General features: G+C 74.1%; 17 protein-coding genes. 11 read left to right on the top strand and 6 right to left on the bottom strand.

The window, feature by feature from the left end; all coding sequences use genetic code 11:
- Positions 1 to 40 precede the first annotated feature (40 nt).
- The 6 genes from AC0B61_RS28395 to AC0B61_RS28370 all read left to right on the top strand — a co-directional run bounded on the left by AC0B61_RS28395 (position 41) and on the right by AC0B61_RS28370 (position 6,752).
- Positions 41 to 835 (top strand): DUF3050 domain-containing protein, encoded by a 795-nt coding sequence (locus AC0B61_RS28395; protein WP_471743953.1) that lies wholly within the window; start codon positions 41 to 43, stop codon positions 833 to 835.
- Between the two features lie 223 nt (positions 836 to 1,058).
- Positions 1,059 to 1,538, top strand: a complete 480-nt coding sequence (locus tag AC0B61_RS28390; protein WP_471743951.1) for a hypothetical protein — start codon at positions 1,059 to 1,061, stop codon at positions 1,536 to 1,538.
- A 348-nt stretch (positions 1,539 to 1,886) separates the two neighbouring features.
- Positions 1,887 to 4,343 carry an FHA domain-containing protein gene (locus AC0B61_RS28385; protein WP_471743949.1) on the top strand — a complete coding sequence of 819 codons (2,457 nt, stop codon included), beginning with the start codon at positions 1,887 to 1,889 and terminating at the stop codon, positions 4,341 to 4,343.
- A 221-nt stretch (positions 4,344 to 4,564) separates the two neighbouring features.
- Positions 4,565 to 5,251 carry a hypothetical protein gene (locus AC0B61_RS28380; RefSeq protein WP_471743947.1) on the top strand — a complete coding sequence of 229 codons (687 nt, stop codon included), beginning with the start codon at positions 4,565 to 4,567 and terminating at the stop codon, positions 5,249 to 5,251.
- Positions 5,248 to 6,390, top strand: a complete 1,143-nt coding sequence (locus AC0B61_RS28375) for a serine/threonine-protein kinase (protein ID WP_471743945.1) — start codon at positions 5,248 to 5,250, stop codon at positions 6,388 to 6,390. The genes AC0B61_RS28380 and AC0B61_RS28375 overlap by 4 nt, the downstream gene beginning before the upstream one ends.
- Positions 6,378 to 6,752 (top strand): DUF1304 domain-containing protein, encoded by a 375-nt coding sequence (locus tag AC0B61_RS28370; protein WP_471743943.1) that lies wholly within the window; start codon positions 6,378 to 6,380, stop codon positions 6,750 to 6,752. The genes AC0B61_RS28375 and AC0B61_RS28370 overlap by 13 nt, the downstream gene beginning before the upstream one ends.
- 35 nt (positions 6,753 to 6,787) lie before the next feature.
- On the opposite strand, the gene AC0B61_RS28365 is transcribed toward AC0B61_RS28370, so the two are convergent.
- Entirely contained in the window at positions 6,788 to 8,134 is a 1,347-nt protein-coding gene (locus tag AC0B61_RS28365; protein ID WP_471743941.1) for a streptophobe family protein, read from the bottom strand.
- A gap of 632 nt (positions 8,135 to 8,766) precedes the next feature.
- On the opposite strand from AC0B61_RS28365, the gene AC0B61_RS28360 reads away from it, so the two are divergent.
- Both AC0B61_RS28360 and AC0B61_RS28355 read left to right on the top strand, forming a co-directional pair.
- Entirely contained in the window at positions 8,767 to 10,086 is a 1,320-nt protein-coding gene (locus AC0B61_RS28360; RefSeq protein WP_471743939.1) for a DUF6777 domain-containing protein, read from the top strand.
- A gap of 284 nt (positions 10,087 to 10,370) precedes the next feature.
- Positions 10,371 to 11,180, top strand: a complete 810-nt coding sequence (locus tag AC0B61_RS28355; protein ID WP_471743937.1) for a nucleotidyltransferase — start codon at positions 10,371 to 10,373, stop codon at positions 11,178 to 11,180.
- Between the two features lie 129 nt (positions 11,181 to 11,309).
- Here AC0B61_RS28355 and AC0B61_RS28350 read toward each other — a convergent pair whose 3' ends face one another.
- Together AC0B61_RS28350 and AC0B61_RS28345 are read right to left on the bottom strand one after the other, a co-directional pair.
- Positions 11,310 to 13,055 (bottom strand): LCP family protein, encoded by a 1,746-nt coding sequence (locus AC0B61_RS28350; protein ID WP_471743935.1) that lies wholly within the window; start codon positions 13,053 to 13,055, stop codon positions 11,310 to 11,312.
- Positions 13,048 to 13,665: a DUF6542 domain-containing protein gene (locus AC0B61_RS28345; protein WP_471743933.1), complete on the bottom strand. Its 618-nt coding sequence runs from the start codon at positions 13,663 to 13,665 to the stop codon at positions 13,048 to 13,050. The genes AC0B61_RS28350 and AC0B61_RS28345 overlap by 8 nt, the downstream gene beginning before the upstream one ends.
- A gap of 256 nt (positions 13,666 to 13,921) precedes the next feature.
- On the opposite strand from AC0B61_RS28345, the gene AC0B61_RS28340 reads away from it, so the two are divergent.
- Both AC0B61_RS28340 and AC0B61_RS28335 read left to right on the top strand, forming a co-directional pair.
- On the top strand, positions 13,922 to 14,128 hold the full coding sequence (locus AC0B61_RS28340) for an antitoxin (RefSeq protein ID WP_471743931.1): 207 nt from the start codon (positions 13,922 to 13,924) through the stop codon (positions 14,126 to 14,128).
- A gap of 130 nt (positions 14,129 to 14,258) precedes the next feature.
- Complete coding sequence (locus AC0B61_RS28335) at positions 14,259 to 14,966, top strand: lysozyme family protein (protein ID WP_471743929.1); 708 nt, start codon at positions 14,259 to 14,261, stop codon at positions 14,964 to 14,966.
- 66 nt (positions 14,967 to 15,032) lie between these two features.
- Here AC0B61_RS28335 and galE read toward each other — a convergent pair whose 3' ends face one another.
- The 3 genes from galE to AC0B61_RS28320 all read right to left on the bottom strand — a co-directional run bounded on the left by galE (position 15,033) and on the right by AC0B61_RS28320 (position 19,393).
- The gene (gene galE / locus AC0B61_RS28330; RefSeq protein ID WP_471743927.1) at positions 15,033 to 16,046 is read right to left on the bottom strand and encodes a UDP-glucose 4-epimerase GalE; all 1,014 of its coding nucleotides are present in this window, start codon (positions 16,044 to 16,046) and stop codon (positions 15,033 to 15,035) included.
- 186 nt (positions 16,047 to 16,232) lie between these two features.
- Positions 16,233 to 16,910: a hypothetical protein gene (locus tag AC0B61_RS28325; protein ID WP_471743925.1), complete on the bottom strand. Its 678-nt coding sequence runs from the start codon at positions 16,908 to 16,910 to the stop codon at positions 16,233 to 16,235.
- A 242-nt stretch (positions 16,911 to 17,152) separates the two neighbouring features.
- On the bottom strand, positions 17,153 to 19,393 hold the full coding sequence (locus tag AC0B61_RS28320) for an RICIN domain-containing protein (RefSeq protein ID WP_471743924.1): 2,241 nt from the start codon (positions 19,391 to 19,393) through the stop codon (positions 17,153 to 17,155).
- 504 nt (positions 19,394 to 19,897) lie between these two features.
- Between AC0B61_RS28320 and AC0B61_RS28315 the strand changes: the two genes are divergently transcribed.
- Entirely contained in the window at positions 19,898 to 22,453 is a 2,556-nt protein-coding gene (locus AC0B61_RS28315; protein WP_471743922.1) for a cytochrome P450, read from the top strand.
- Positions 22,454 to 22,463 lie beyond the last annotated feature (10 nt).

The following is a 22,463-nucleotide window of genomic DNA, read 5'->3' as shown; positions in this document are numbered from 1 at the left end:
TTCGGCACTCGCAAACCGCTCGGACCCACAAGGAGCCCGCATGTCCACCAACCGCTACCACTGGGACCGTTCCCACCCTGGGCTGACCAGCCTGCAGCGCGCCATCGACCCGCTGCGCCGCGAGGTGGTCGGCCATCCCGTCTACCACCGGCTCACCAGCATCGAGCGCGTCCGCACCTTCCTCAACAGCCACGTCTTCGCCGTCTGGGACTTCATGTCGCTGCTGAAGAGCCTGCAGCGCGACCTCACCTGCGTCGAGGTCCCGTGGGTGCCCAGCGGCCCGACGGCCAGCCGCCGGCTGATCAACGAGATCGTGCTCGTCGAGGAGAGCGACGAGCTCGGCGAGGGCTACACCAGCCACTTCGAGCTGTACCTGGAGGGCATGCGCCAGGCCGGCGCCGACCCCCGCCCGGTGGAGGAGTTCCTGGCCCTGCTGCGCACCGGCACCCCCGTGCCGGAGGCCCTCGAGAAGGCCGAAGTGCCGCAGGCCGCCGTGGACTTCACCGGCACCACGTGGTCCGTCATCGGGAACGACCCGGTGCACTGCCGGGCCGCCGCCTTCGCCTTCGGCCGCGAGGACCTGATCCCGGAGATGTTCGCCCAGGTGATCGCGATCGACGACCCGGACGGCGTGCTCACCGTCTTCAAGGACTACCTCGCCCGGCACATCGAGGTCGACGGCGAACAGCACACCCCGATGGCGATGCAGATGCTGATCGACCTCTGCGGCGACGACCAGGCCAAGTGGGACTCCTGCGCCGAGACCGTCCGCACCGCACTGCGGGCCCGCGTCCGCCTGTGGACCGCCATCGAGCAGTCGTTCCACGCCTCCTAGACCAGCCATCGCCGACAGCACTGGTCGACTCGGTGTCAGAACCCTTGCTGAGCAAGCGATCTCGCACATGTGGAGAGTGAAGCGACACCGACTGTTACACGACGGTGACGATCCGCTGTCAACCCGTGCACGGAGCATGGCGTCCTTACGGATGACAGGGCCCGAAAAGCACCGACCGTGCCTTCGGGACGGACAACCACCTCCCCTTGAAAGGGGTGCACCCGTGATCGTCTCCCAGCGGAACTCCCTGCGCCTGGCCGCCGTGACCACCCTCAGCGTGCTCTCGCTCGGACTGGCGGGCGCCGCCATGGCCGCCGCCCCGACCACCCAGCCCACGACCACCACCACCGCCACCACCGCCACCGCCGCGACCGCCGCGACCGCCGCGACCGCCGCGACCGCCGCGACCGCCGCGCAGCAGGGTGCTGCCCAGGCCGCCCTCACCGCCAAGCCGTCGGTCTCCGCCGTCCAGGCGTGGCAGTTGTTCCGCGTCACCGGCACGACCACCGGGCTCCCGGCGGGAAGCACGGTGACCCTGCAGCAGAAGCAGCACGGCACGTGGGTCACCCTGCCGGCCTCCATGCCGACGGCCCGCAACGGCTCGTACTCGCTCGGTGTGAAGCTCGGCCTCAAGGGCCCGAACGAGCTGCGCATCGTCAGCGGGAACACCGCCTCCCCGGTGTTCACCGTGACCGTGCGCTGACCCACCGCCCCGCCTCGCGCTGCCGGACGGCGCCGCACCAGGACGCCGTCCGGCAGCCCTCGTACCGGCCCGGGCAGGCGGGCGGCGCGACCGGCGGGGTGTAGTCGTCCGCGTAGTAGCTGTGTCCGCGACCGGCGCAACTGGGGCCAGATGCCCATGGGTTCCGTTCCGAAGCACTCGATGACACGCCCGACGACCCACCGCGCCGCGCTCAGGAGCTGTTCGGCGGCGCTCGGCGACGGTCCGTGAACGGACACGCCGAACGATAGTGCCGCGCCCGCCAGTGGTCCAGTCCAATCACGCGGCCCGGAAAGGCCCTTCACGCCCGTCGGCGATAGAATTCCCAGCATGGGAGAGCGCTCCGGCGCGCTCACCGCGCCACCCCTCGTCCTGGTCACCGACACCGACTCCCAGCTGATCGACCCGGCTCGGGCCTACCACCTCGGCCGAGACCCGACCAGTGAGATCGTGCTGGACGACCCCCGGGTGTCCTGGCACCACGCGATCCTGCGCGCCACCGACGGTCACTGGCTGCTGGAGGACGTCGGCAGCACCAACGGCACGTACGACCAGGGCCACCGGGTGAGCCGTGAGGACGTCGGCCCCGGCACCCGGCTGCGCTTCGGCGATCCGGCCGACGGCCCGTCCGCGACCTTCGCGGGCCTGCCCGCCCCCGGCCCCGCTGCCGGGCCGGACGCGCGCACGTCACTGGTCGCTCCGCAGAACTCCGGCACCTTCCGCAGCCCGAGCGCCGTCCTGCAACTGCCCGGCCGCACCGTGCGGATCGGCCGCTCCCACGACAACGACCTCGTCCTGGACGACCTGCTGGTCTCCCGGCACCACGCCGAACTGCGCGAACTGCCCGACGGCGGCCACGAGATCGTCGACCTGACCAGCCACAACGGCACGTACCTCAACGGCCGCCCGGTCGAGCGGGCCCCGGTCGGCCCGGCCGACATCGTCGGCATCGGCCACTCCGCGCTCTGCCTCGCCGACGGCCACCTGGTCGAGTACACCGACACCGGCGAGATCTCCCTGGACGTGCAGCACCTGGTGGTGCGGGTCGGCGCCGACCACCGGGTCCTGCTGGACGACGTCGGCTTCCCGCTCGCCGAGAAGTCGCTGCTCGCGGTGGCCGGCCCGAGCGGCGCGGGCAAGTCCACCCTGCTCAACGCGCTCACCGGGCTGCGCCCCGCCGACGAGGGCACGGTGCTGTACGACGGTCGCGACCTCTACCGCGACTACGCCGAACTGCGCCGCCGGATCGGTCTGGTGCCGCAGGACGACATCCTGCACACCCAGCTCACCGTCCGCCGCGCCCTGTCCTACGCCGCCGAGCTGCGTTTCCCCGGCGACACCGCCCGGCACGAGCGGGAGGCCCGGGTCCGGGAGGTGATCCACGAGCTGGGCCTGGACAAGCGGGCCGACCAGGTGATCGCCAGTCTCTCCGGCGGCCAGCGCAAGCGGGTCAGCGTCGCCCTGGAACTGCTCACCAAGCCGTCCCTGCTCTTCCTCGACGAACCGACCTCCGGCCTGGACCCGGGCATGGAACGCTCGGTGATGCACATGCTGCGCGGGCTGGCCGACGACGGCCGCACGGTGGTCGTGGTGACGCACAGCGTGCTCAGCCTGAACGTCTGCGACCGGCTGCTGGTACTCGCCCCGGGCGGGCGGACGGCGTACTACGGGCCGCCCGACGAGGCGTTGGACTACTTCGGCTACCAGGAGTGGCCGGAGGCCTTCGAAGCCTTCGAAGCCTCCGAGACCTCCGGGCTCCCCGGGACTCCTGGGGGTCCTGGGGCTCCTGGGGCTGACGGGACTACCGGCACCACCGGCCGGTCCGAGAACGGCCACCACGACGACTGGCAGAACCGCTTCCGCGCCTCACCGCAGTACCGGCGGTACGTGACGGCCGAGGCCGTCCCCTCGGTGCCCGCCCCCACGCCGGCGCGGTCGGCGGAACGGCGGCCGGCGATCGGCCGGGAGAAGCCGCAGGGCTGGCTCCCGCAGCTGAGCACCCTGGTGCGCCGGTACGCGGCGGTGCTGGCCGCCGACCGGCTGTTCCTCACCATCATGGTGGTGCTGCCGTTCGTCATCGGCCTGATGTGCCGCGCGATGGCCGGCTCCCGCCTCACCCCGGTCAACGCCGTCAACTGCTTGCTCACGCTCTGCATCGGCGGGCTGCTGACCGGCGCCGCCAACTCGGTGCGCGAACTGGTCAAGGAACGCGCGGTGTACCGGCGGGAGCGTGTGGTCGGGCTGTCCAGATCGGCGTACCTGGTCTCCAAGGTGGTGGTCCTCGGCGTCGTCACGGTGGGTCAGGCCAGTGTGCTCACGGTGGTCGGCCTGGCGGGCGTCGACCTCTCCGCCGCGGTTCCGACCGGCGTCGTGATGCCCCAACTCCCCGAACTGATCGTCGCCGTCGCCCTGCTCGCGTTCTCGGCGATGATGCTCGGCCTGGTGGTCTCCGCGCTCGTCGACAAGGAGGAGGCCACCATGCCGCTGCTGGTGCTCCTCTCCGTCGTCCAGATCGTCTTCAGCGGCCTGATGCTCAAGCTCTACGGCGTCCCGGGGCTGGAGCAGTTCGCCTGGCTGGTGCCGTCCCGCTGGGGCATGTCGGCGATGGCCCGCACGGTGGAACTGCACACGCTGTTCCCGAACGACATCACCGCGGACCCGATGTTCCGCCACGAGCGGACCGGGTGGGAGTTCAGCATCGTCATGCTGCCGGCGCTGTCCGCCGCGTACGGCCTGCTGGTGCTCGCCCTGCTGCGCAGGCACGAGCCCGCGATCATGCGCAAGTAGGCCTGCGAGCACGGCGGCCCCGGGGCCTGCGATCAGGCACCCCAAGCCTTCACGGTCACGCGTCCGCAGCCTCACGGTCAGGCGCCCCAAGCCCTCACGGTCAGTCGCCCGCAGCGACGCCGGGTCGGGCCGGGCCGCCGCCGGTAGAGTGGGAGACGACCTGCGGTGCGAGTCGTGCCGCGCGCGCCGGGGATCGCGCGGCGGAGGAAATGTAGCCGCCCATGGACGAGTTCGCGTTCCGCCCCACCCACGTCGCCCCGCCGGGCGGCCTGGCCTCCTGGGCGGCCCCGGATCCGGTACGCCCCTCGGCCGGGCTCGACGCGCTGCTCCCGCTGCAGTTGCTCGGACGCCAGGGCGACTGGGCGCAGGTGCTGTGCGCCAACGGCTGGACCACCTGGGTGGACGGCCGGCTGTTGGTCGTCCTCCCGCAGCCTCCGCCCGCCGCCGGCGGCCCTCCCGCCCGGACCGCCGACCCCCGGCCGGCGCTCGCCGAGGCCGAGAACGCGCTGGCCCGCTACCGCGCCCTGCTGGAGGACCTGGCGGCGGGCACCCTCGACCTGGAGGCCTTCTGGGAGCGCTCCCGGGGCCTGCGGGTCGGCCTGGTGGTGGACGGCGAGGCGCTCTGGGTGTTCGACCCGGTGCACGACCGCTGGTGCTACGGCGACGGGCTGCAGCTCCAGACGTACACGGCCACCGACCGGCCTCCGCCGTCACCCTCGCCAACGCCGACGCCGACGCCCTCGCCGACGCCGTCACCCTCGCCGTCGCCGACGCCCTCGCCCAGGCCTGCGGCAAGGCCCAGGCCGAAGCCCGCGGCGAAGCCCGACACGGCGCCGACGACGGCGGCCGGGGCCCCGTCGCCGCCGGTGCACAGCCCGTACGCCCCCACCCGGGCCGGCGAGCCGTGACCGCCGCCGAGCAGCCGTCCGCCCCGAGCCTGCCCGCCGGCCTGGTCGGACGGAAGGTGGCGGGCTACCGGCTGGAGAGCGAGGTCGGGCGCGGCGGGATGGCCGTGGTCTACCGGGCCAAGGACCTGCGGCTCGGCCGGACGGTCGCGGTCAAGCTGCTGGCCCCCGAGCTGGCCCGCAACGAGGTGTTCCGGCAGCGCTTCATGCACGAGTCCGAGGCGGCCGCCGCGATCGACCATCCGCACATCATCCCGGTGTTCGAAGCGGGCGAGCACGACGGCATCCTGTTCATCGCGATGCGCTTCGTCGAGGGCGGCGACCTGCGCGCCCTGATGAACCGGGGCGGCCCCTTCCCGATCGAGCGGACCGCCCGGCTGGCCCTCCAGATCGCCTCCGCCCTGGACGCCGCGCACGACCACGACCTGGTGCACCGGGACGTCAAGCCGGGCAACGTGCTGGTCGCCGCCGGGACGGACAGTGAGCACCCCGAGCACCTGTACCTGGCGGACTTCGGGCTGACCAAGAAGTCGCTGTCGCTCAGCGGGCTGACCAACATCGGCCAGATCGTCGGGACGCTCGACTACGCGGCGCCCGAACAGATCTCCGGCAGGCCCCTGGACGGGCGCTGCGACCAGTACAGCCTCGGCTGCGTGGTGTTCGAGATGCTCGCGGGCGCCCCGCCGTTCCGCCGCGAGAGCGACCTCGCGCTGCTCTGGGCCCACCTCAACGACGCGCCGCCGACGCTGCACGAGAGCCGGCCCGACCTGCCGGCCGCCGTGGGGGGCGTGATCGCCCGGGCGCTCGCCAAGTCACCCGAGGAGCGGTACGCGAGCTGCCTGCAGTTCGTCGCCGAGCTGCGGGCGGCGACCGCCCCGGCCGCCGCCGGCCCGGCGCCGGGCCGGCGGAGCGGGGACGGGCCGCCCACCCAGGTCGTCCCGGTGTTCGAGGCGGGCAGGCCCAGGGCGGTGCCGGAGCCGCCCGCCTGGGCCGCACCGGTCGTCCACCCGCCGTCCGGGCCGTACCCGCCGTCCGGGCTGTACCCGCCGTCCGGGCCGTACCCGCCGTCCGGGCCGCATCGGCTCTCCGGTCGGTATCCGCCGTCCGCGCCAGGAGGGAGCCGCCCGCCATGGACGCCGTGAGCCAGGTCTTCGCCATGGTCGCCGCCGCGATCCACCTCGTCGTGTGGCCGCTGGAGAGCTTCCTCTACGGGCACCCCCGGGTGCGCTACCTGCTCACCGGCAACACGGCGGACGCTCCGGAAGTCCGGCTGTGGCGCTTCAACGTGGGCTTCTACAACCTGTTCCTGGCCCTCGGCCTGGTCGCGGGCCTGGTGCTGCTGCACACCGGGCACAGCGGATCGGGCCGGTCGATCATCCTCTACATCGCCGCGTTCATGGTCGCGGGCGGGGTCACCCTCTTCGCCTCGGAGCCCAGGCTGTGGCGCGGCGCGCTCGGCCAGGCCGTCCCCGCGGCAGTCATCCTTGTCGCAGAAGCTTTTTGACGGACTGTCCGGTTCCGTGCCATGCGCCGGCGGGGCTACCGTCCATCCTCGTTCCCGGACACCTCCCCGCGGTGCCGCACCCGGGTGGCGAGCAGCGCGCCGAGCGCGCCGGTGAGCAGGCCCCAGCCCGCCGCGAGCGGGACGGCCGTCCACAGCGACGGCCGCAGCGTGAGGCTGCCGCTGCCGAATCCGGCCAGCGGGTTCGCGCCGCCGAGGACGGCGCCGAGCAGGTCGCCGAGGCCGCCCTGGCCGAGGCCGACACCGAGCACCGAGAGCCCGTAGTCGGCGTCCATCCGGGTCCATAGCCCCACCAGCAGGACGGTGACGGCGGTGGCCAGCGCGAACCGCACGGCGTGCTGCCAGAGCCGGACGGTGCGCGGCGAGCGGCGGGCGGCGAGGAAGGCGGCCGCGAGCAGCAGGACGGCGGCCAACGGCAGCAGCCACCAGCTGCGCGCGTCCTGGTCGGCCAGGGTGCCGAGGTCGACCGTCGCCTGCTGGCCCTCCGGTGCGCGCAGCACGTCGGCGAGGGGCTTGGGAACGGGCAGGCCGAGCCCGCCCGCCAGCCGTCCGTGCCACTGCGCGCCGAGCCCGACACCGAAGGCCAGCCACACCAGGTCCGGTAGCGCGAGCAGCACCACGGCCAGGGTCTGCCGGGCGTTGCCGTGCACGATCGCGGTCAGCACCCCCGCCACCGCGCCGATCGCCAGGTACGCCAGCAGCACCAGCCACAGCGCGAACGCGGCCGGGCGGACGGCGAGTTGGTAGGGCACGAGGCCCCGCGGCAGGGGTGCGCGCCGGGACACCGCGAAGGTGGCCGCGAGCACCAGCAGGAGCCAGGCGAGGCCGATGCCGACCGTGCTCGGCACGTCCGCGTGGAAGCCGACCTCCGGGGTGAGCCCGAGCACGCCGCCGAGCGCCTGGACGAGGTCGCCGCCGAGCGGGACGACGAAACTGTGCCGGGCGCCGAAGGCGAGCAGGACGAGGGCGAGCAGCCAGACCACGACCGTCCGGGCGATCCGGCCGAGCAGTTCGCCGCCGCCCGCCACCGCGCGGAAGCGCAGCTGACGCAGGAACACCTCGGCCATCGCGACCGCGCCGGCCAGGGAGACGGTCAGCGGCATCGCACTGATTCCGGCGTCCAGGGCGGCGAAGCCGCCCGCGCCGCCGTCGAGTCGGACCGCTCCGCCGACGGCGAGCGCGAGCGTCCCCGCCAGCACGGCGAGGAAGCCGCCGTCCGGGAGGTCGTCGGCGCCGGCCAGCCAGAGGCCGAGCGCAGCCACCGCCGCCATCGCGGCCAGCCCGGCCAGCACGACGGCGAGCGCGTCCAACCAGCCGCGGACGGCGCCGGGCGGGCCGGCGACCGGGGTCGTGGGCTGCTGCATGCCGCCTCCTGGTCGTTCGATGGGTGCGCGGTCCGGTCCGCCGCCGGGTGGCGCAACGGGGTCGCGCAGTGGGGTCGCGCTCCCGGTCGCGCGCCGGGCCTCGCACGGGTCTCACACGGGTTTCGCAACGGGTCTCGCACCGGTCGCCCGGTCGGGCTCGGCTTGGTCGGCGGTCCGGCCCTTCTTCGGCCGGTCGGCTTCCAGAGTGGCCGACGGTCGGCGGGCACGCTCGGCGACGGCGCGGGCACCTGCTGTTGCGACGCGCGGGGCGCGGGGGGAGAAATGGAACCCAGCGGCAGGAGCTTCCCGCGCCCGCCGCGAGCGCCGGCCGCCTCCGAAACGGAGCCTCGATGACCCCCCAACCGCCTCCGTCCGGCCCGCCCAGCGAGCCGCCGTACGGTCCTCCCTCCGGTCCCCCGTCCGGTCCGCTGGCCGGCTCGCCGTCCGGCGGCGGCACGAGCGGGCCGCCGTCCGTTCCCCCGCCGCCCTCGGGCCCGCCCTGGGACTCCGGGCCGTCCGGGCCGTCGTCCGGCGGCCCCGGCGGTCCCGGCGGTCCTGGCGGCTCCGGTTCTTCCGGGATGGCCGGCGGCAGGCCGCGCCGGCCGTGGTGGCGCTCCGGAAAGGGGCTGGCAGTGGCGGCGGGCACGGTGGCGGCGGCCGTGCTGGCGACCGTGCTGATCGTCACCAACCAGGGCGGCCACAACGAGGCCGTGCCGGCCGCGAACGAGGTCGCCCTGCAGGCCCCGGCGGACCCCGGACCGGACCCGTTCACCCCGTCGGTGGAGACCCAGGGGGTGAGCGCACCCGCACCCACCTCCGCGCCGGCTCAGCCGGGCGGCGCAGCCTCCCACCCGGGCGGCGCAACCCCCAAGGGCGGTAGCACATCGGCCGCCCTGCACAGCGTCGAGGGCAGCTCCGCCGGGCTCTATGCCGGAACGATGGGCAAGTCGAGCTGCGACACCCAGCGCCTGATCGGCATGGTCTCGACCGGTGACACCGGACGCGCCTGGTCCTCCGCGGCCGGTATCGCGCAGGCCGACGTCCCCGGCTACCTGCGCTCGCTGACCCCGGCGTACCTGCGGACGGACGCCCGGGTGACCAACCACAGCTACAAGAGCGGCGTGGTGGTCGAGTACCAGTCCGCCCTGCAGGCGGGCACCGCCGTACTGGTCGACGCCCAGGGCGTGCCCCGGGTCCGCTGCGCCTGCGGGAACCCGCTGAAGCCGCCGGTGCTGGTGAGCAACGCCAAGTACACCGGGAAGGCCTGGGCGGGCTTCCAGCCGACCACGCTGGTCGTGGTGGTGCCGGCGCCGCAGCCGGTGACCGAGATCATCCTGGTGGACGTCCAGACCGGCGGCTGGTTCTCCCGGATGACCGGCCGGATGGAGATCGTGGACAAGCACGTCGAGCCGCCGCGGGGCCCGCTGGTGCCCGGCATCCCGCCGCCGGCGCCGTGGAAGCCGTCCACGCCGTCGGGAACGGCTTCGAACCCGCCCTCGGGATCCACCTCAGCGACGACGTCCGGCGCCACGACGTCCGGCTCCACGACGTCCGGCTCCACCACCTCTGGCTCGACCACGTCGGGCGCCACGACGTCCGGCTCGACCACCTCGGGCTCGACGACCTCGGGCTCGACCACCTCCTCGGGTGGGCCGTCGTCCTCCTCGGCTACCTCCTCCGCCTCCTCGGGGACACCGTCCGGGACGACCGCGTCGACGGGCACCTCGTCCGCCTCCACGGGAGCCTCGACGTCCGGTCAGCCGCCGAGCAGCGCGGCCACGAGCTCCGGCACCACGACGGGCACCACCACCACGAGCGCCGGCAAGCCGGCCGTCACCAGTACGTCGGCGGCGGGCACCACCACCCCGGCCAGGCCGACCGCGACCTGCGCGACCACCGCGCCGTCGACGCTGCCGCCCTGCCCGACCACGGGAAGCGCCACGACGAGCTGACCCGGCGCCCACCCGCGCAGCGCTGCCACTGCCCGAACCCGGGCCGGTGGCAGCGCTGCGTGCCAGGGCAGCAGCACGCGGGTGTCGCCCAGGCCGAGCACCCGCCCGTGCGCCCGCCCGCCCGTGCGCCCGTCCGCCGCGCCCGATGTCCCAAGTGCCCGTGCCGATCCCCTCCCGCCACCTTCGTGTTCGTGTGCGATGGATGCTTGCACACGCCACTGACACTCCACCGCAGGGACGGAAATTCGCTGGTCAGCAAGCCGACGGCAGGGCAGAGTGCCGTCATGACCACCACTCAGGGGTTGGACGACGACGGGTTCATCGCACGGGAGGGCTCTCTGGACGGCGTGCCGGCGCCGTTCGCGCCCGTGGTAGACGCCGCCCGTGAGCGGATCGGCCAGGCCTTCGGCCCCACCCGGCTGCACAGCGCCTACGTCTACGGCAGCGTCCCGCGCGGCACCGCCGTCCCCGGCGTCTCCGACCTCGACCTGCTGCTCGCCCTGCACCACCGGCCCACGGCGGCGGACCGGGCCGACGCCGACGCCCTCGAAGCCGCGCTCGACGCCGAGTTCGCGCAGATCGACGGGGCCAGCGTGCTCCTCTTCAGCACGGGCGCCCTGCTGAGCGAGCTCGAACGCCACGACCTGGGCTGGTTCATCGCCTGCCTCTGCACCCCGCTGCTCGGCCCGGACCTCGCCGAGCGGCTCCCCCGCTACCGCCCCACCTCGCTGCTCGCCCGGGAGACCAACGGTGATCTGGCCCTGGCCCTCCCGGTCTGGCGGGAACGCGCGGCCACCGCCACCACGGACGCCGAACTCCGCGCGCTCACCCGCACGGTGACCCGCCGCCTCGTCCGCACCGGCTTCACCCTGGTCATGCCCCGCTGGGGCGGCTGGACCAGCGACCTCACCGCCTCCGCCGAGGCCTTCGCCGCCTACTACCCCGAGCGCGCCGGCCAGATGCGCCTCGCCGCCGCCACCGCCCGAACCGCTACGGCGGATCGCGCCGCCCTCGCCATGCTCATCGACGACCTGGGCCCCTGGCTCGCCGCGGAGTACGCCGCCGTCCACGGCATCAAGGCCCCGCGCCCCTGAGTGCCGGAAGCCCCGCACGGGAGGCCGGATGGAGGAGGCAGCGCGGAGGAAGCGAGCCGGCCGCCCTTGCCCAGGCCGCGACCGGGCGCTCCCCTCGGGACGCGCTGCCTCCCCCACGAGCCGTGCGGCTCAGTCCACGCAGGGGATCCCGCCCGCCTTCACCGCGGGCCCCTGCATCGGCAGGCCCGCCACCGGGTCGGCGGACGGGTCGCCCGACGCGGCGGCGGCCGAGGGCGTAGCGGCGGTGGGGGTCGGAGTGCGGGTCACGGCGAGGGTGAGGAGGATGTGGCCCGCGGGGACGGCGGTGGCGGCCGTGGCGGTGACGCCGTAGCGGGTGGCGAGCTGCTGGGCATCCGCCCGGGCACCGGTGCCGTAGGCCACGGTGGTGACCCGCGTCCTGGCGGGCGCGTCGCCGATCCTGCCCGCCTGGTAGCCGAGTTCGGCGAGGGCCTTGGACTCGTTGGCGGCCGCGCCCGCGCCGGCCGCCGCGTTGACGTCGACCACCGCCTTCGCCGGCCCGCTCGGCGAGGCCGAGGCCGAGGCCGAGGCGGCCGCATTGCCTGAGGCCGAGGCGGTCGCGGAGGCGGCGGCGGCAACGGCGGCCGGATCGACGGAGGTGTCGCCGGGGGTCGCGGCCGGTGCGGCCGGTGCGGCCGGTGCCGCCTCGTGGTTGAACAGCTGCCGGACGATCTTCTTGATCAGGTCCGGGTTGACGGTGTTGACCTCCTGCCCGCCGACCGTCTTGAACCCGGTGATCGGCAGGGTGTTGAACTCCACGTTCCCGCCCGTCAGGTTGGGCGCCTGCTGGGCGAAGTCGAGGACGTTCCACTCGTTGTCGATCACCACGTCCTTCTTCACCACCGCGAACAGCTTCTGCATCTGCCCGAAGTCGTTCAGGATCCCCTGCTGCTTGAGCCGGTACTCGACGGAGGAGATGAACGCCTGCTGCCGGTGGGTGCGGTCAAGGTCGCCGTTGGTGAGGTGGTGGCGCTGGCGGACGAAGGAGAGGGCCTGGGCGGCGGTCAGGGAGCTGATCCCGGCCGGGAGCTTGAGGCCGGTGCCGCCGCCCTCGTGGGTGGCGGTCCGGGCGATGATCGGATCGTCCACCGGGTGGTTGAGGCAGACCTGGATCGGCTCGACCGCCTTGGCGATGTCGTAGAAGCCGATCAGGTTGACCTCCGCGAAGTGGTCGATCGGCACGTCCAGGAAGCTCTGCACGGTCTGGATGGTGGCCGAGCGGCCGGCCTCCCGGCTCTGCCGCTCCAACTCGGCCTTGGAGAGCCCCTTTCCGGCGAGCTTCTGCTCGGCGGCTCCCTTGGCGATGCCGTACGCCTCCTTGATCTTGTGCATCCTGCCGTCGGCGCCGACGGTCTGCACGTAGTCGTCGCGCGGGACGGACAGTGCGGTGACCTTGCCGCCGTTGGCCGGGATGTGCAGCACGATCAGGGCGTTGGTGTTGTAGCCGCCGATCTCGCTGGAGCCGGCGTGCAGTTCCTCCTCGACGAACTGCTTCGGCAGGTCGTTGCCGTCCATGTCCTTGCGGCTGTCGAGGCCGATCAGCAGCAGGTTGACGGACTTGTCGAGGTGCGGCGGCGCGTTCTTCTTGGCCTCGCTCAGCGCGGTGGACTTGATCATGCCGTCGTCCAGGCTGCGGTACTCGTACCAGGTGAAGCCGCTGGCACCGAGCACCGCGACCGAGACGGCGCAGGCCAGGGTGCGCCCGGCGACGGTCAGCGACGCGGTGCCCCGCGGCCGGCCGCGGCCACGCAGGCCTGCGGCACGGCCGCTGTCGCGAACGCGGTTGCGCACGCCGTCGCGAACACCGTCGCGGACGCCGTTGCGGACGCCGCTGCGCCTCCGGTTGGGCTCAGCCACGGCGGCTCCTTCCGCTCGGGGCGTCCGCACTGTCGCGCCGCCGACCCTCCGGCACGGCCCGCCGCCGGTCGGCCACCGCCCGGCCGACGACCACCACCAGCGCCACCCCCACCGCGGCCGCCATCACCGGGAACGCCCCGACCACCCAGCGCAGCGCGCCCGTGCCGAGGTTCCTGCCCTGGTACCTGTCGGGGTGCGCCGCGTACTCGACGCCGGACGCGACGAGCAGCACCACGACCGGCGCGGCCGTCACCACCCACCAGCGGCCCGGCCGACTGCACAGCACCGCCGCGACCGCCGTCCCGAGGACCGAGCCCACCGCGAACAGGGTGCCGACGCCGGGCCCGCCGAGCTCGTCGGCGACGCCGCCGAGGACAGGCAGGCCGACCGCCGAGAGCCCCGCCACCAGCCCGCCGCGCCGGCGCGCCTGTTGCCGGCGGCGCACCGTCCCCGCCCGCTGAAGCCGGGTCGGTCGCGTCGCCCCGGGGTCCGCGGCCGGAGCTCCGGCCGCCTGGCCGCCGGCCGTGCGGGTGCGCTGGGCGGGGAGGGGGCGGTCCTCGGAGCGCGGTCCCGCGTCCTGGTACGGCGTTCTCGCCCGCTGGCCGGCCATGCGCACTTCCCTCGATCGTTGCCGCTGGGGCGGCGCGTTCGCACCGCCGTGGATGCCGGGACGCCTTCGGTCCTGGTGGCACCCCCGTCCTCTACACCTCTGTAGAAGATGGGCTGGAGCATACAAACCCGTTTCAGCAAAGTCATCCGCCACCCTCCGGCAGCGGCGAACCGCCTGGCGGGCCATCGTTAGGATGGTTCAATCCCCGCCACGTCGGCACACCATCAGGAACGCGTCAGAGGAGCAGAGCGTCACCATGTTTGAGAGTTTGAAGAACCTCGCGGACAAGGCCACCGACCTCGCCCGCGAGCACGGCGACGTGATCGGGCAGGGCCTGGAGAAGGTCGGCGACGTGATCGACGACCGCACGGACGGCAAGTACAGCGGGCAGATCGACACCGGCGTCGAGAAGGCGAAGGACTTCCTCCACAACCTCGACGGCGGCCAGAAGCCCACCGAGTAACCTGCCACCGGACCCGACCGCCCGCACGGCGGTCGAACGAGCGCACGGGGCGGACGAGCGCACGGGGCGGACGGACGGCAGGGCGCACCGGGGAACCGGCGTACGGGCGAACGGGGAGGAGCCGGTAGCGGTGAGCGAGAAGCAGAGCGGGTCCGGCTGGGGGCGCTGGCTGGTGATCGGCGGCGTGGTCGTGGCCGTCCTGGGCCTCATCCGCGGTGGCGGCCACGACGGCCCGGCCTCCGCCGACCCGTCCCCGGCCGCCGCGGCGTCGGCGGGTTCCTCCGCGGGTTCCTCGACCGGCTCCTCAACCGGCCCCTCGACCGGCTCCTCGGCCAAGCCGTCGAAGCCCTCCGGCCGTTACGACCCCGCCGACTACGCCGCGCCGGTCCGCCAGTACGCCGCCGAGGCCGGGGTCAACCCGCAGCTGCTGATGGCGATCCTCTACAACGAGTCGTACAAGCCGCACGACCCCGAGCTCGAACGGGCCTGGCAGCGCGGCAAGCCGGACGCCTCCTTCGGCATCGCCAACATGCACCGGGCCGCCTTCGACGACACCAAGCCGGGCCGCCCCTTCGCCTCCCGCCAGTGGGAGGAGCTCCCGGACGACCGCAACCTCGCCGTCCAGGCCGCCGCCTGGCACCTGCACGACCTCGCCGCACAGCTGCCCGCCCACCCCAGCGCGCCGCTGACCGGCGACGAGCTCATGGCCCTCGGCTACAACGCGGGCGCCGGCAACATGCTGGCCTTCGCCCGAGGCGTCAAGATCGGCTCCCAGGCGCAGTCCTACCTCGACCGCCTGCACGACAACTGGGCGAAATCCGGCGAGGCCGTGAAGTAGGGACCGTCGCCGGACCTCCCGCCCTGTAGCGGCGGCGGCCCGACGACGGTCTCGGTCTATCGGTGGTCAGACCCCCACGCGGGCGGCCCACTTGGCGCGCCAGGCGAGGGCGTCGGCGACCCCCTCGGCGATGCCGCGCCGGGGCTCCCAGCCGAGCAGGTCCCGGGCCGTGTCGACGGCGGCGTAGCAGCCGATCACGTCGCCGGGGCGCGGGCCCGCCTCCCGGACGTCGAGCCGGGCGCCGACGGCCTGTTCGAAGGCGGTGATCAGCTCACGGACGGTCGTGCCGTCGCCGGTCCCGACGTTGATCACCCGGTAGCGATCCGCCGCGCCCGGGGCGATCACCCGGTCGAAGCGGAGCAACGCCGCGACGTGTGCCTCCGCCAGGTCCTGGACGTGGACGTAGTCGCGGATGCCGGAGCCGTCACGAGTCGCCCAGTCGACGCCGGTCACGGTGAACGGGGCGCCGGTGGTGTGCGCCTCGATCAGCTTGCCGAGGGCGTGGGTGGGGTTGAGGTCCTGCAGACCGGTGCGCAGCTGCGGGTCGGCGCCGATCGGGTTGAAGTACCGCAGGGCGATGACCCGTTGGCCCTCGGCCCCCTCGCCCCCGGTCCAGTCCTGGAGCACCTGCTCCATCATCTGCTTGGTGCGCGCGTACGGGCTGTTGGCGTCGACCGGGCAGCTCTCGTCGACCCGGGCGTCGGGGGTGGGCGCGTAGATGGAGGCGGAGCTGCTGAAGACGACGCGGGTGCAGCCGAGCCGCTGGAGGGAGTCCAGGAGGTCCACGGTCTTGGCGACGTTCTCCCGGTAGTAGTACAGCGGCTTGGCCACCGACTCCGGGACCACGATCTTCGCGGCGCAGTGCACGGTGGCGTCGATGTCCGGGTGGTCGGTGAAGATCCGGTCGAGCAGGGCCGCGTCGGCGATGTCGCCCCGGTAGAAGACGCGGTCCTCGACGAACTCGGCCCGGCCCTTGGAGAGGTCGTCCAGCACGACCGGGGTGATCCCCCGGTCGAGCAGGGCGGACGCCACCGTGCTGCCGATGAATCCCGCCCCGCCGGTGATCAGGACCTTCTTCATACGCGGACGCTCCCTCGCGGTCGGCCGGGCGCCCGGTGGCGTCCGGTGATCACAAGGGACGTGGGTTCGTACCCGGCTGGTTCCTCAGGCGTGGCGGCGGCTGGGCGGGGGGGGCTGCGCGGGGGGCGGCTGCGCGGGCCCGCGCAGGGCACGCTGCGCGGGGTGCGGCCGTTCACCCTTGGTCGCTCAGGCCCGGCGGCGACGGAGCCAGATGCCGGTGCCGGCGCCGACCAGCAGCACGGCTGCGGCGGCGGTGCCGACCACCGCCCAGGTGGCGAGGCCGGAGGTGGTCCCACGGACGGGGGCGGCCGCGGTCGCGCGGACGGGCCCCGCGGTGGCCGCCTGCGCTTCGGTGGCCGTGGGCGCTTCGGTGGCCGCCTGCGCTTCGGTGGCCGCGGGCGTGGGCCCGGAGGTCGTCTCCGGAGCCGGAGTGGCGGGGGCTGCGGCCGACGGCGGCACCGCTGCCGTTCCCGCCGGCACCGGGTCGTCGATGGCGGCGGCCTCGACGTCGAGCTCGCGCTCGACGTGGCCCAGCGAGGGGAAGGCGCAGTCCACGGTCACCCGCCAGTGCCCGGCGGGGAGGATCTCCCGGGTGGTGTACGTCCCCGGGTGGCCCGGCACGGTGACCAGGCGCCAGGGACCGGCCGCGCGGCCGTCCGCCGCGACGGCGGAGAGCGTGCCGGCGAAGTCCTCGGTGACCGGGTCGTGGTCGTTCTCCCAGCTGGCGACCGTGCTGACGTGACCGTTCTGCTGGCCGGTGACGTCCAGGTGGACACTGTCGCCGTGGGCGGCGGCGGGCATGGCGGCGGGCAGGACGGCCGCCGAGGCGAGGACGAGGGCGGCGAGGAGCGGGCGGGTTCGCATGACGGGCAATTCCTCGTGGCGGTGCGGGAACAGGACGTGGGAACAGGACGTGGGGACGGGGCGTGGGGACGGGGCGCGGAAGCGGTGGCGCCGGACGCGGCCGCCTCGGGTGGAGGACGGCCGCGCCGGCGCACGGACGCAAACGGCTTACGGACACATCGACTTACCGGCACATCGACGTACGGACGTACGGACGTGCAGTGTGCCGGCGTGCCAGCTCGCAGACTCTCGGCTGCGCGGCCTCACGAGGTCTTCAGCAGGGACCAGCTCTGGTACGGCCGCCCGTTCGGCTGCTGCAGCTCGAGCAGCCAACCACCGTAGTACCACCGGTCGCTGAGCCCGAGCACCAGCGCGCCGCCGTCTGCCGTGACGGTGAAACCGCCGTCGGCCGAGGCGAGTTGCCACTTCTGCGCGGCCGCGTCGGAGCACGGCTGCTGTGCGACGTACTGGCCGGCGACCGGGGCGCCGCCGAGCTGGAGGCACTTGCCGGAGCGAGCGGACTTGATCCGCACCGCGCCGCTTCCGGCGTCCTCGAACTGCCACTTCTGGTTGGCGTAGCCGGTGCGCTGGTAGGCGATGGCCACCGTGCCGTCGTTCATCGAGCTGCCCCACAGGTCGGCGGCCTGGCCGGTGAGCCCGTTGACCAGGGTGTAGGCCGCGCCCGGCTGCGGGCGTCCGGCGTCGGCGACCGTACGGAAGGTCACGGCGCGGCCGGGCTTGCCGACCGTCCCGGCGGCGTCGCGGACGGCGACGGCCACGGTGTACGAGGTGCCGGGCGCGAGGCGGACCAGTCCGACCACGGTCGAGCGGACGGTGCCGATCGGCTGGCCGTTCAGCAGGACGTCGTACCCGGCGGCTGCGTTCGCCGCACTCCAACTCAACATCGCCGACGTCTGAGTGACTTGGCTGACCGTCATGTCGGGTCCGGTGTTCCCCGGAGTCGGGGTGGCGGTCGGGGTCGCCGTCGGTGTCGCCGTCGGTGTCGAAGTCGGCGTCGGCGAGCCGGTCGGGGTGGCGGTGGGACCGCCGGTGGGCGTCGGGGACGGCGTGGACGTACGGGTCGGCGTGGCCGTCGGGGTCGGGGTGGGCGTCGGGGTCGGGGTCGGACCGGTGCCGCCGCCGCTGATGAGGAAACGGTTGTTGGCGACGTTCCAGTGCGTGGTCAGGTAACTACCGGGCTTCGGAGCGGTGTTGTAGTAGTCGTCGTGGTTGCAGTCGAGCCGGTCGTCATGGGCGCGGTCCGGGCAGACGGTCCGCATCTGCGGGTAGTTCGGGGCGTCCGAGTAGCACATGATGTCCCACTCGTCCGTGCAGTGGCCGGCCTTGCTGGAGTTGGGCGCGCTGTTGTTCACCGCGCCCAGGTTGTGGCCCAGTTCGTGCGCGGCAGTGCTGCCGCTCCAGCAGCCGGAGTCGGTCCGGCCGTACGAGGGGCCGAAGTTGCTGAGGTTGTCCTGGCCGGGGCGCTCGTCGCCGGCGAAGGTTCCGATCCCGCAGTACACCTTGGCGTCGGTGAACATCATGTACTTGCGGTCCTTGCGGTTGAACCCCTGCGCGGCGAGCGCGCGGTTGCTCGCGTTGAAGTCCTGGATCTCGGCGTCCGAGATCTGCACGTTCAACACCGAGGCGGTGCAGTCCGATTCGGTGACGAAGCGGACGTGCCGCTCGCCTCCGGTCTCCGCGGCACTCGCGTTGTAGATGACATCGACGTCGGCGGCCCACTTCTTGAACGAGGGCAGGTACTGGGCGAACCGGTCGCTGCCCGGGGTGTGCACGTACACCGCCTGGACGCGGTTGCCGCTGCTGCCGTCGCCCTCGCAGACCAGCTTCGAACCGGCGGGCGCGGCCGAGGCTGCCGGAGCGACCGGAGCGGTGTCCGCGGCAGCGCTGCCGGAGCCGCCGAGCAGGGCCTTCTGCGTGGCGTCCAGGACGGGCGCGGCACCCTTCAGCAGGTCGGCGGCGGCCGGCGGCTGGGCACCGGCCACGGGGGTGAGCGCGGGCGCCTGGGCGGCCGGGGCCGCGACGGGCGGGACGTCCTGGCGGATGTCCACGCCCTTGGGCGGCACGTCCGGACCGTGGCTGCACTGGGCGCTGCCGGTCACCTCCAGCGTGCCGCCGCAGCGATCGCTGGTCGGCAGGCTCAACCCCGCGTAGACCAGGCCGCGTTCGGGCTGGTCCTTGGGTATGGACGTGGGCGGGGCGGCCTTCTCGTCCCGCTTCGGGGCGGGCGCCCGGGTGGCCCCCTCGGCGGTGCCGGTCTCCCCCGGCCCGCCGTCGTCACTGATCAGCCCGGCCTGCGAGCCCGAGTGGTCGGCCGCACCCTCCGCGGCCGTGACGGCACTCTGCACGGCCGTCGGCTCCAGCGCGCTGCGGATGCCGAGCGTCCCTGCCACCAGCCCCACCGCCACGGCCGCGGCGACCAGGGCGCTCCTGCGGGTGAGCCTGCGGCGCCTGCGCCGGCGAAGCTCGCTGCTCCGGTGTCCCATCGCGTTCCTTCCCTCGTGCGATGGCCCGCGCCCTGGGTTGAAGCAGGGCTCGGGCCTTCCGACACTCCGGAGAGCGGACGGGACCACCCGGGATAACAGAAAACCCTTGCGAAATTCTTCGACCCGTTCGATCGAGTCGGTGGGACGGGCGGGACGGGCGGGACGGGCGGGACGCCCGCGAGACGGTCCGGGCACGAAAGATCCGGGGAGCGCACTCGGGGCGTGCGCACTCCCCGGCGGGGGCGGTAGCGGACCCTCCGGCCGGGGCATCCCTGCAGGTCAACCCGGTTCTGCCAAGGGGCGCGGCCGGTACGCGCCGATCGGCCGTTGGAGTGATCCACACGCGTTCGGCGCAACGCCCGTGGGACCGGCGCGTTTGCCATGGCGTGCGCCCTCCAGCAGGGGTGCGCGCGGGGTCCGCACTCGCCGGTCCCCCGACTCCCGGCCGGCCGCCGGTGCCTCCCGGCACCGCCCGCACCGGCCCCTCTGGTGAGAGGCAGTGTCATGACCCTGCTGACTGAGACACGGAAACGAATCGTCCCCCCGAGAACCGCGCCGGGGCCCTCCCCGCTGACCCGCGCGGCCGTCCCCCCACTCGCCCCCGGCGCGCTCCCCGGCCTCGGGCACGCCGCCGCCCTGCTGCGCGACCCGCTCGGATTCCTCGGCTCGCTCGCCCGCCACGGCGGCGTGGTCCGCGTCCGGCTCGGGCCGCGCACCGTCTGCGTGGTCACCGACGCCCGGCTGGTCCACACCCTGCTCGTCGCACTCGCCTACGACTGCCCGCGCGGCGCCGTCCAGGACACCCTCAAGACGGCCTTCGGCGACGGCCTGCTGATGTCCGACGGCCAGGCCCACCGCGACCGCCGCCGGATCATCCAGCCCGCCTTCGGGCCGGACCGGATGGGCGAGTACCTGGCCGTGATGCACCAGGTCACCGAGGAACGGGCCGGACGCTGGCGCCCGGGCCAAGTCCTCGACGTGGCCAAGGAGATGAACCACCTCGCGCTGGAGATCGTCACCCGCTCACTGTTCGACGCCCGGCTCAGCGAGGACGCCACCCTCGCCTTCCACCGCGCGCTGCCGGACATGGTGAAGGGCCAGATCGTCCAGTCCCTCTATCCGCACCCGGCGCTCGCCCGCCTGCCGCTGGCCGTCAACCGCCGCTTCGACGCCGCCGTACGGGTGCTCAACCAGGTGGTCGACCAGGCCGTCAACCGCGCTGCGACGGACGCCCGTTCCGACGGTTGCCGGGGCACCCTGGCCGCCCTGCTGCGCGCCGCGACCGACCCGGCCACCGGCCGCCCGCTCACCGAGGCCGACGTCCGGTCCGAGGCGATCACCATGTTCGGCGCGGGCACCGAGACCGTCTCCACCACGCTGACCTGGCTGCTCGACGAACTGCTGCGCCACCCCGAGGTGGAGGCCCGCATGCTCGCCGAGCTGGACCGGCACCTGCCCGCCGGCACCGTGCCCACCCCGGAGGCGCTGGCCCGGCTCACCTACACCCGCAGCGTCACCCAGGAAGTGGTGCGGCTGCACGCGCCCAACGCCTTCCTGATGCGCACCGCCCAGGTGCCGGTGGAGCTCGGCCCGTACCGGATCCCGGCCGGCACCGAGCTGCTCTACAGCCTCACCGCGCTGCACCGCGACCCGGTGCGCTACCCCGAACCGCTCGCCTTCCGGCCCGAACGCTGGCAGGACGGCGGCGGCGCCGGGCGGCCCTCCTTCCTGCCGTTCGGGGCGGGCAAGCACAAGTGCATCGGGGAGGCCTTCGCCTGGGCGGAGCTGACGGTCGCGGCGGCCGCGATCCTGCGCCGCTGGCGGCCGGTCGCCCTGCCGGGGTCGCGAGCCCGGGAGGTGGTCTGGACGACGGTCCAGGCACACGGGCTCCGCGTCCGACTGGCCCCGCGCGAGGAACGCGCGACCGGCGCGGAGCAGGTAGCCGGCGCGGAGCGAGCGACCGGCGCGGAGCGAGCGACCGGCGCGGAGCGGGCGTCCCGTGCGGATCAGACGGTTCTCGGCAGCGGCACGCTTTCGGCCCCCGGCGAACCGGCGCCCCCGGGCCGCTGCCCGTTCGGCACCACCGCCCCTTCCATCGACCGCTCCCCCACCGCCCCCTCGACGCCCCTCGACCGGCCCCGGGCGCCGCGCCCCGCGCACGAGCTGCGCGCCGCTGCCGACCGGCACGCCGACTGGGCGGTCCGCCACGGCCTGCTCACCCCGTCCGAGCTGCCCGGCTACCGCGCCTACGCCCTGCACGAACTGATCGGCCACGCCTTCCCCCGCGTCCGCGGTCCCGAACTCGACCTGCTGGTCGACATGTTGGGTTGGTTCACCATCCTGGACGACCGCTTCGACGGTCCGCCCGGCCGCCGACCGGCCGAGGCCCACGCCCTGGTCGACCCGCTGATCGCGGTCCTCGACGGCGACGGCACCCCGTCGCAGAGCCAACTCCTGTCGGCCTGGCAGGAACTGTGGGATCGTCAGACGGCCTCGATGTCCCCCGCCTGGCGCGCCCGAGCGGCCCGCGAGTGGCGGTCCTGTCTGGCGACCTTCCCCGCCGAGGCCGACCATCGCGCCCGCGGTACCGTGCCCGCCCACGGCCTCGGCCTGGCGGACACCATGCGGCTGCGCCGGCACGGCAGCTGCCTCTACCCGTTCATGAACATACTGGAACGGGTCCACGGCGCCGACGCCCCCGCCGCTCTGCACGCGGAGCCCGCCCTGCACCGCCTGCGCGCCAACACGGCCGACGCCGCCACGTTGATCAACGACCTCTACTCGCTGGAACGGGAGGAGCGGCAGACCGCCGCCGCCTTCAACACCGTCCTCACCCTGCAGCGGACCCGCGGCTGCACCCGCAGCCGGGCCGTCCGCGCGGTGCGTGACCGGATCGTACGGCTGCGCCAGGAGAGCGAGGACCTGCGCCGCGAGCTTCAGCACCGCCACCCGGCGGGCCGCTGGTACCTCGATGGCACCCGGGAGCTCGTCGCGGGCGTGCAGGCGTGGACCAGCACCAGCGACCGGTACCTGGTGCCCGACAGCGACCGCCGCCACTGAACCGAGGACG

It is taken from the genome of Kitasatospora sp. NPDC023385 (assembly GCF_055664045.1).
Note: the sequence above shows the minus strand (reverse complement) of the source record. Positions and strands in the feature narration are given on the sequence as shown.

Excerpts from the sequence above, each read along its gene's own strand:
- AC0B61_RS28395 (WP_471743953.1), top strand. The coding sequence starts at position 41 with ATGTCCACCAACCGCTACCACTGGGACCGTTCCCACCCTGGGCTGACC.
- AC0B61_RS28385 (WP_471743949.1), top strand. The coding sequence starts at position 1,887 with ATGGGAGAGCGCTCCGGCGCGCTCACCGCGCCACCCCTCGTCCTGGTC.
- AC0B61_RS28380 (WP_471743947.1), top strand. The coding sequence starts at position 4,565 with ATGGACGAGTTCGCGTTCCGCCCCACCCACGTCGCCCCGCCGGGCGGC.
- AC0B61_RS28370 (WP_471743943.1), top strand. The coding sequence starts at position 6,378 with ATGGACGCCGTGAGCCAGGTCTTCGCCATGGTCGCCGCCGCGATCCAC.
- AC0B61_RS28365 (WP_471743941.1), bottom strand. The coding sequence starts at position 8,134 with ATGCAGCAGCCCACGACCCCGGTCGCCGGCCCGCCCGGCGCCGTCCGC.
- AC0B61_RS28355 (WP_471743937.1), top strand. The coding sequence starts at position 10,371 with ATGACCACCACTCAGGGGTTGGACGACGACGGGTTCATCGCACGGGAG.
- AC0B61_RS28345 (WP_471743933.1), bottom strand. The coding sequence starts at position 13,665 with ATGGCCGGCCAGCGGGCGAGAACGCCGTACCAGGACGCGGGACCGCGC.
- AC0B61_RS28340 (WP_471743931.1), top strand. The coding sequence starts at position 13,922 with ATGTTTGAGAGTTTGAAGAACCTCGCGGACAAGGCCACCGACCTCGCC.
- galE (WP_471743927.1), bottom strand. The coding sequence starts at position 16,046 with ATGAAGAAGGTCCTGATCACCGGCGGGGCGGGATTCATCGGCAGCACG.
- AC0B61_RS28325 (WP_471743925.1), bottom strand. The coding sequence starts at position 16,910 with ATGCGAACCCGCCCGCTCCTCGCCGCCCTCGTCCTCGCCTCGGCGGCC.
- AC0B61_RS28320 (WP_471743924.1), bottom strand. The coding sequence starts at position 19,393 with ATGGGACACCGGAGCAGCGAGCTTCGCCGGCGCAGGCGCCGCAGGCTC.
- AC0B61_RS28315 (WP_471743922.1), top strand. The coding sequence starts at position 19,898 with ATGACCCTGCTGACTGAGACACGGAAACGAATCGTCCCCCCGAGAACC.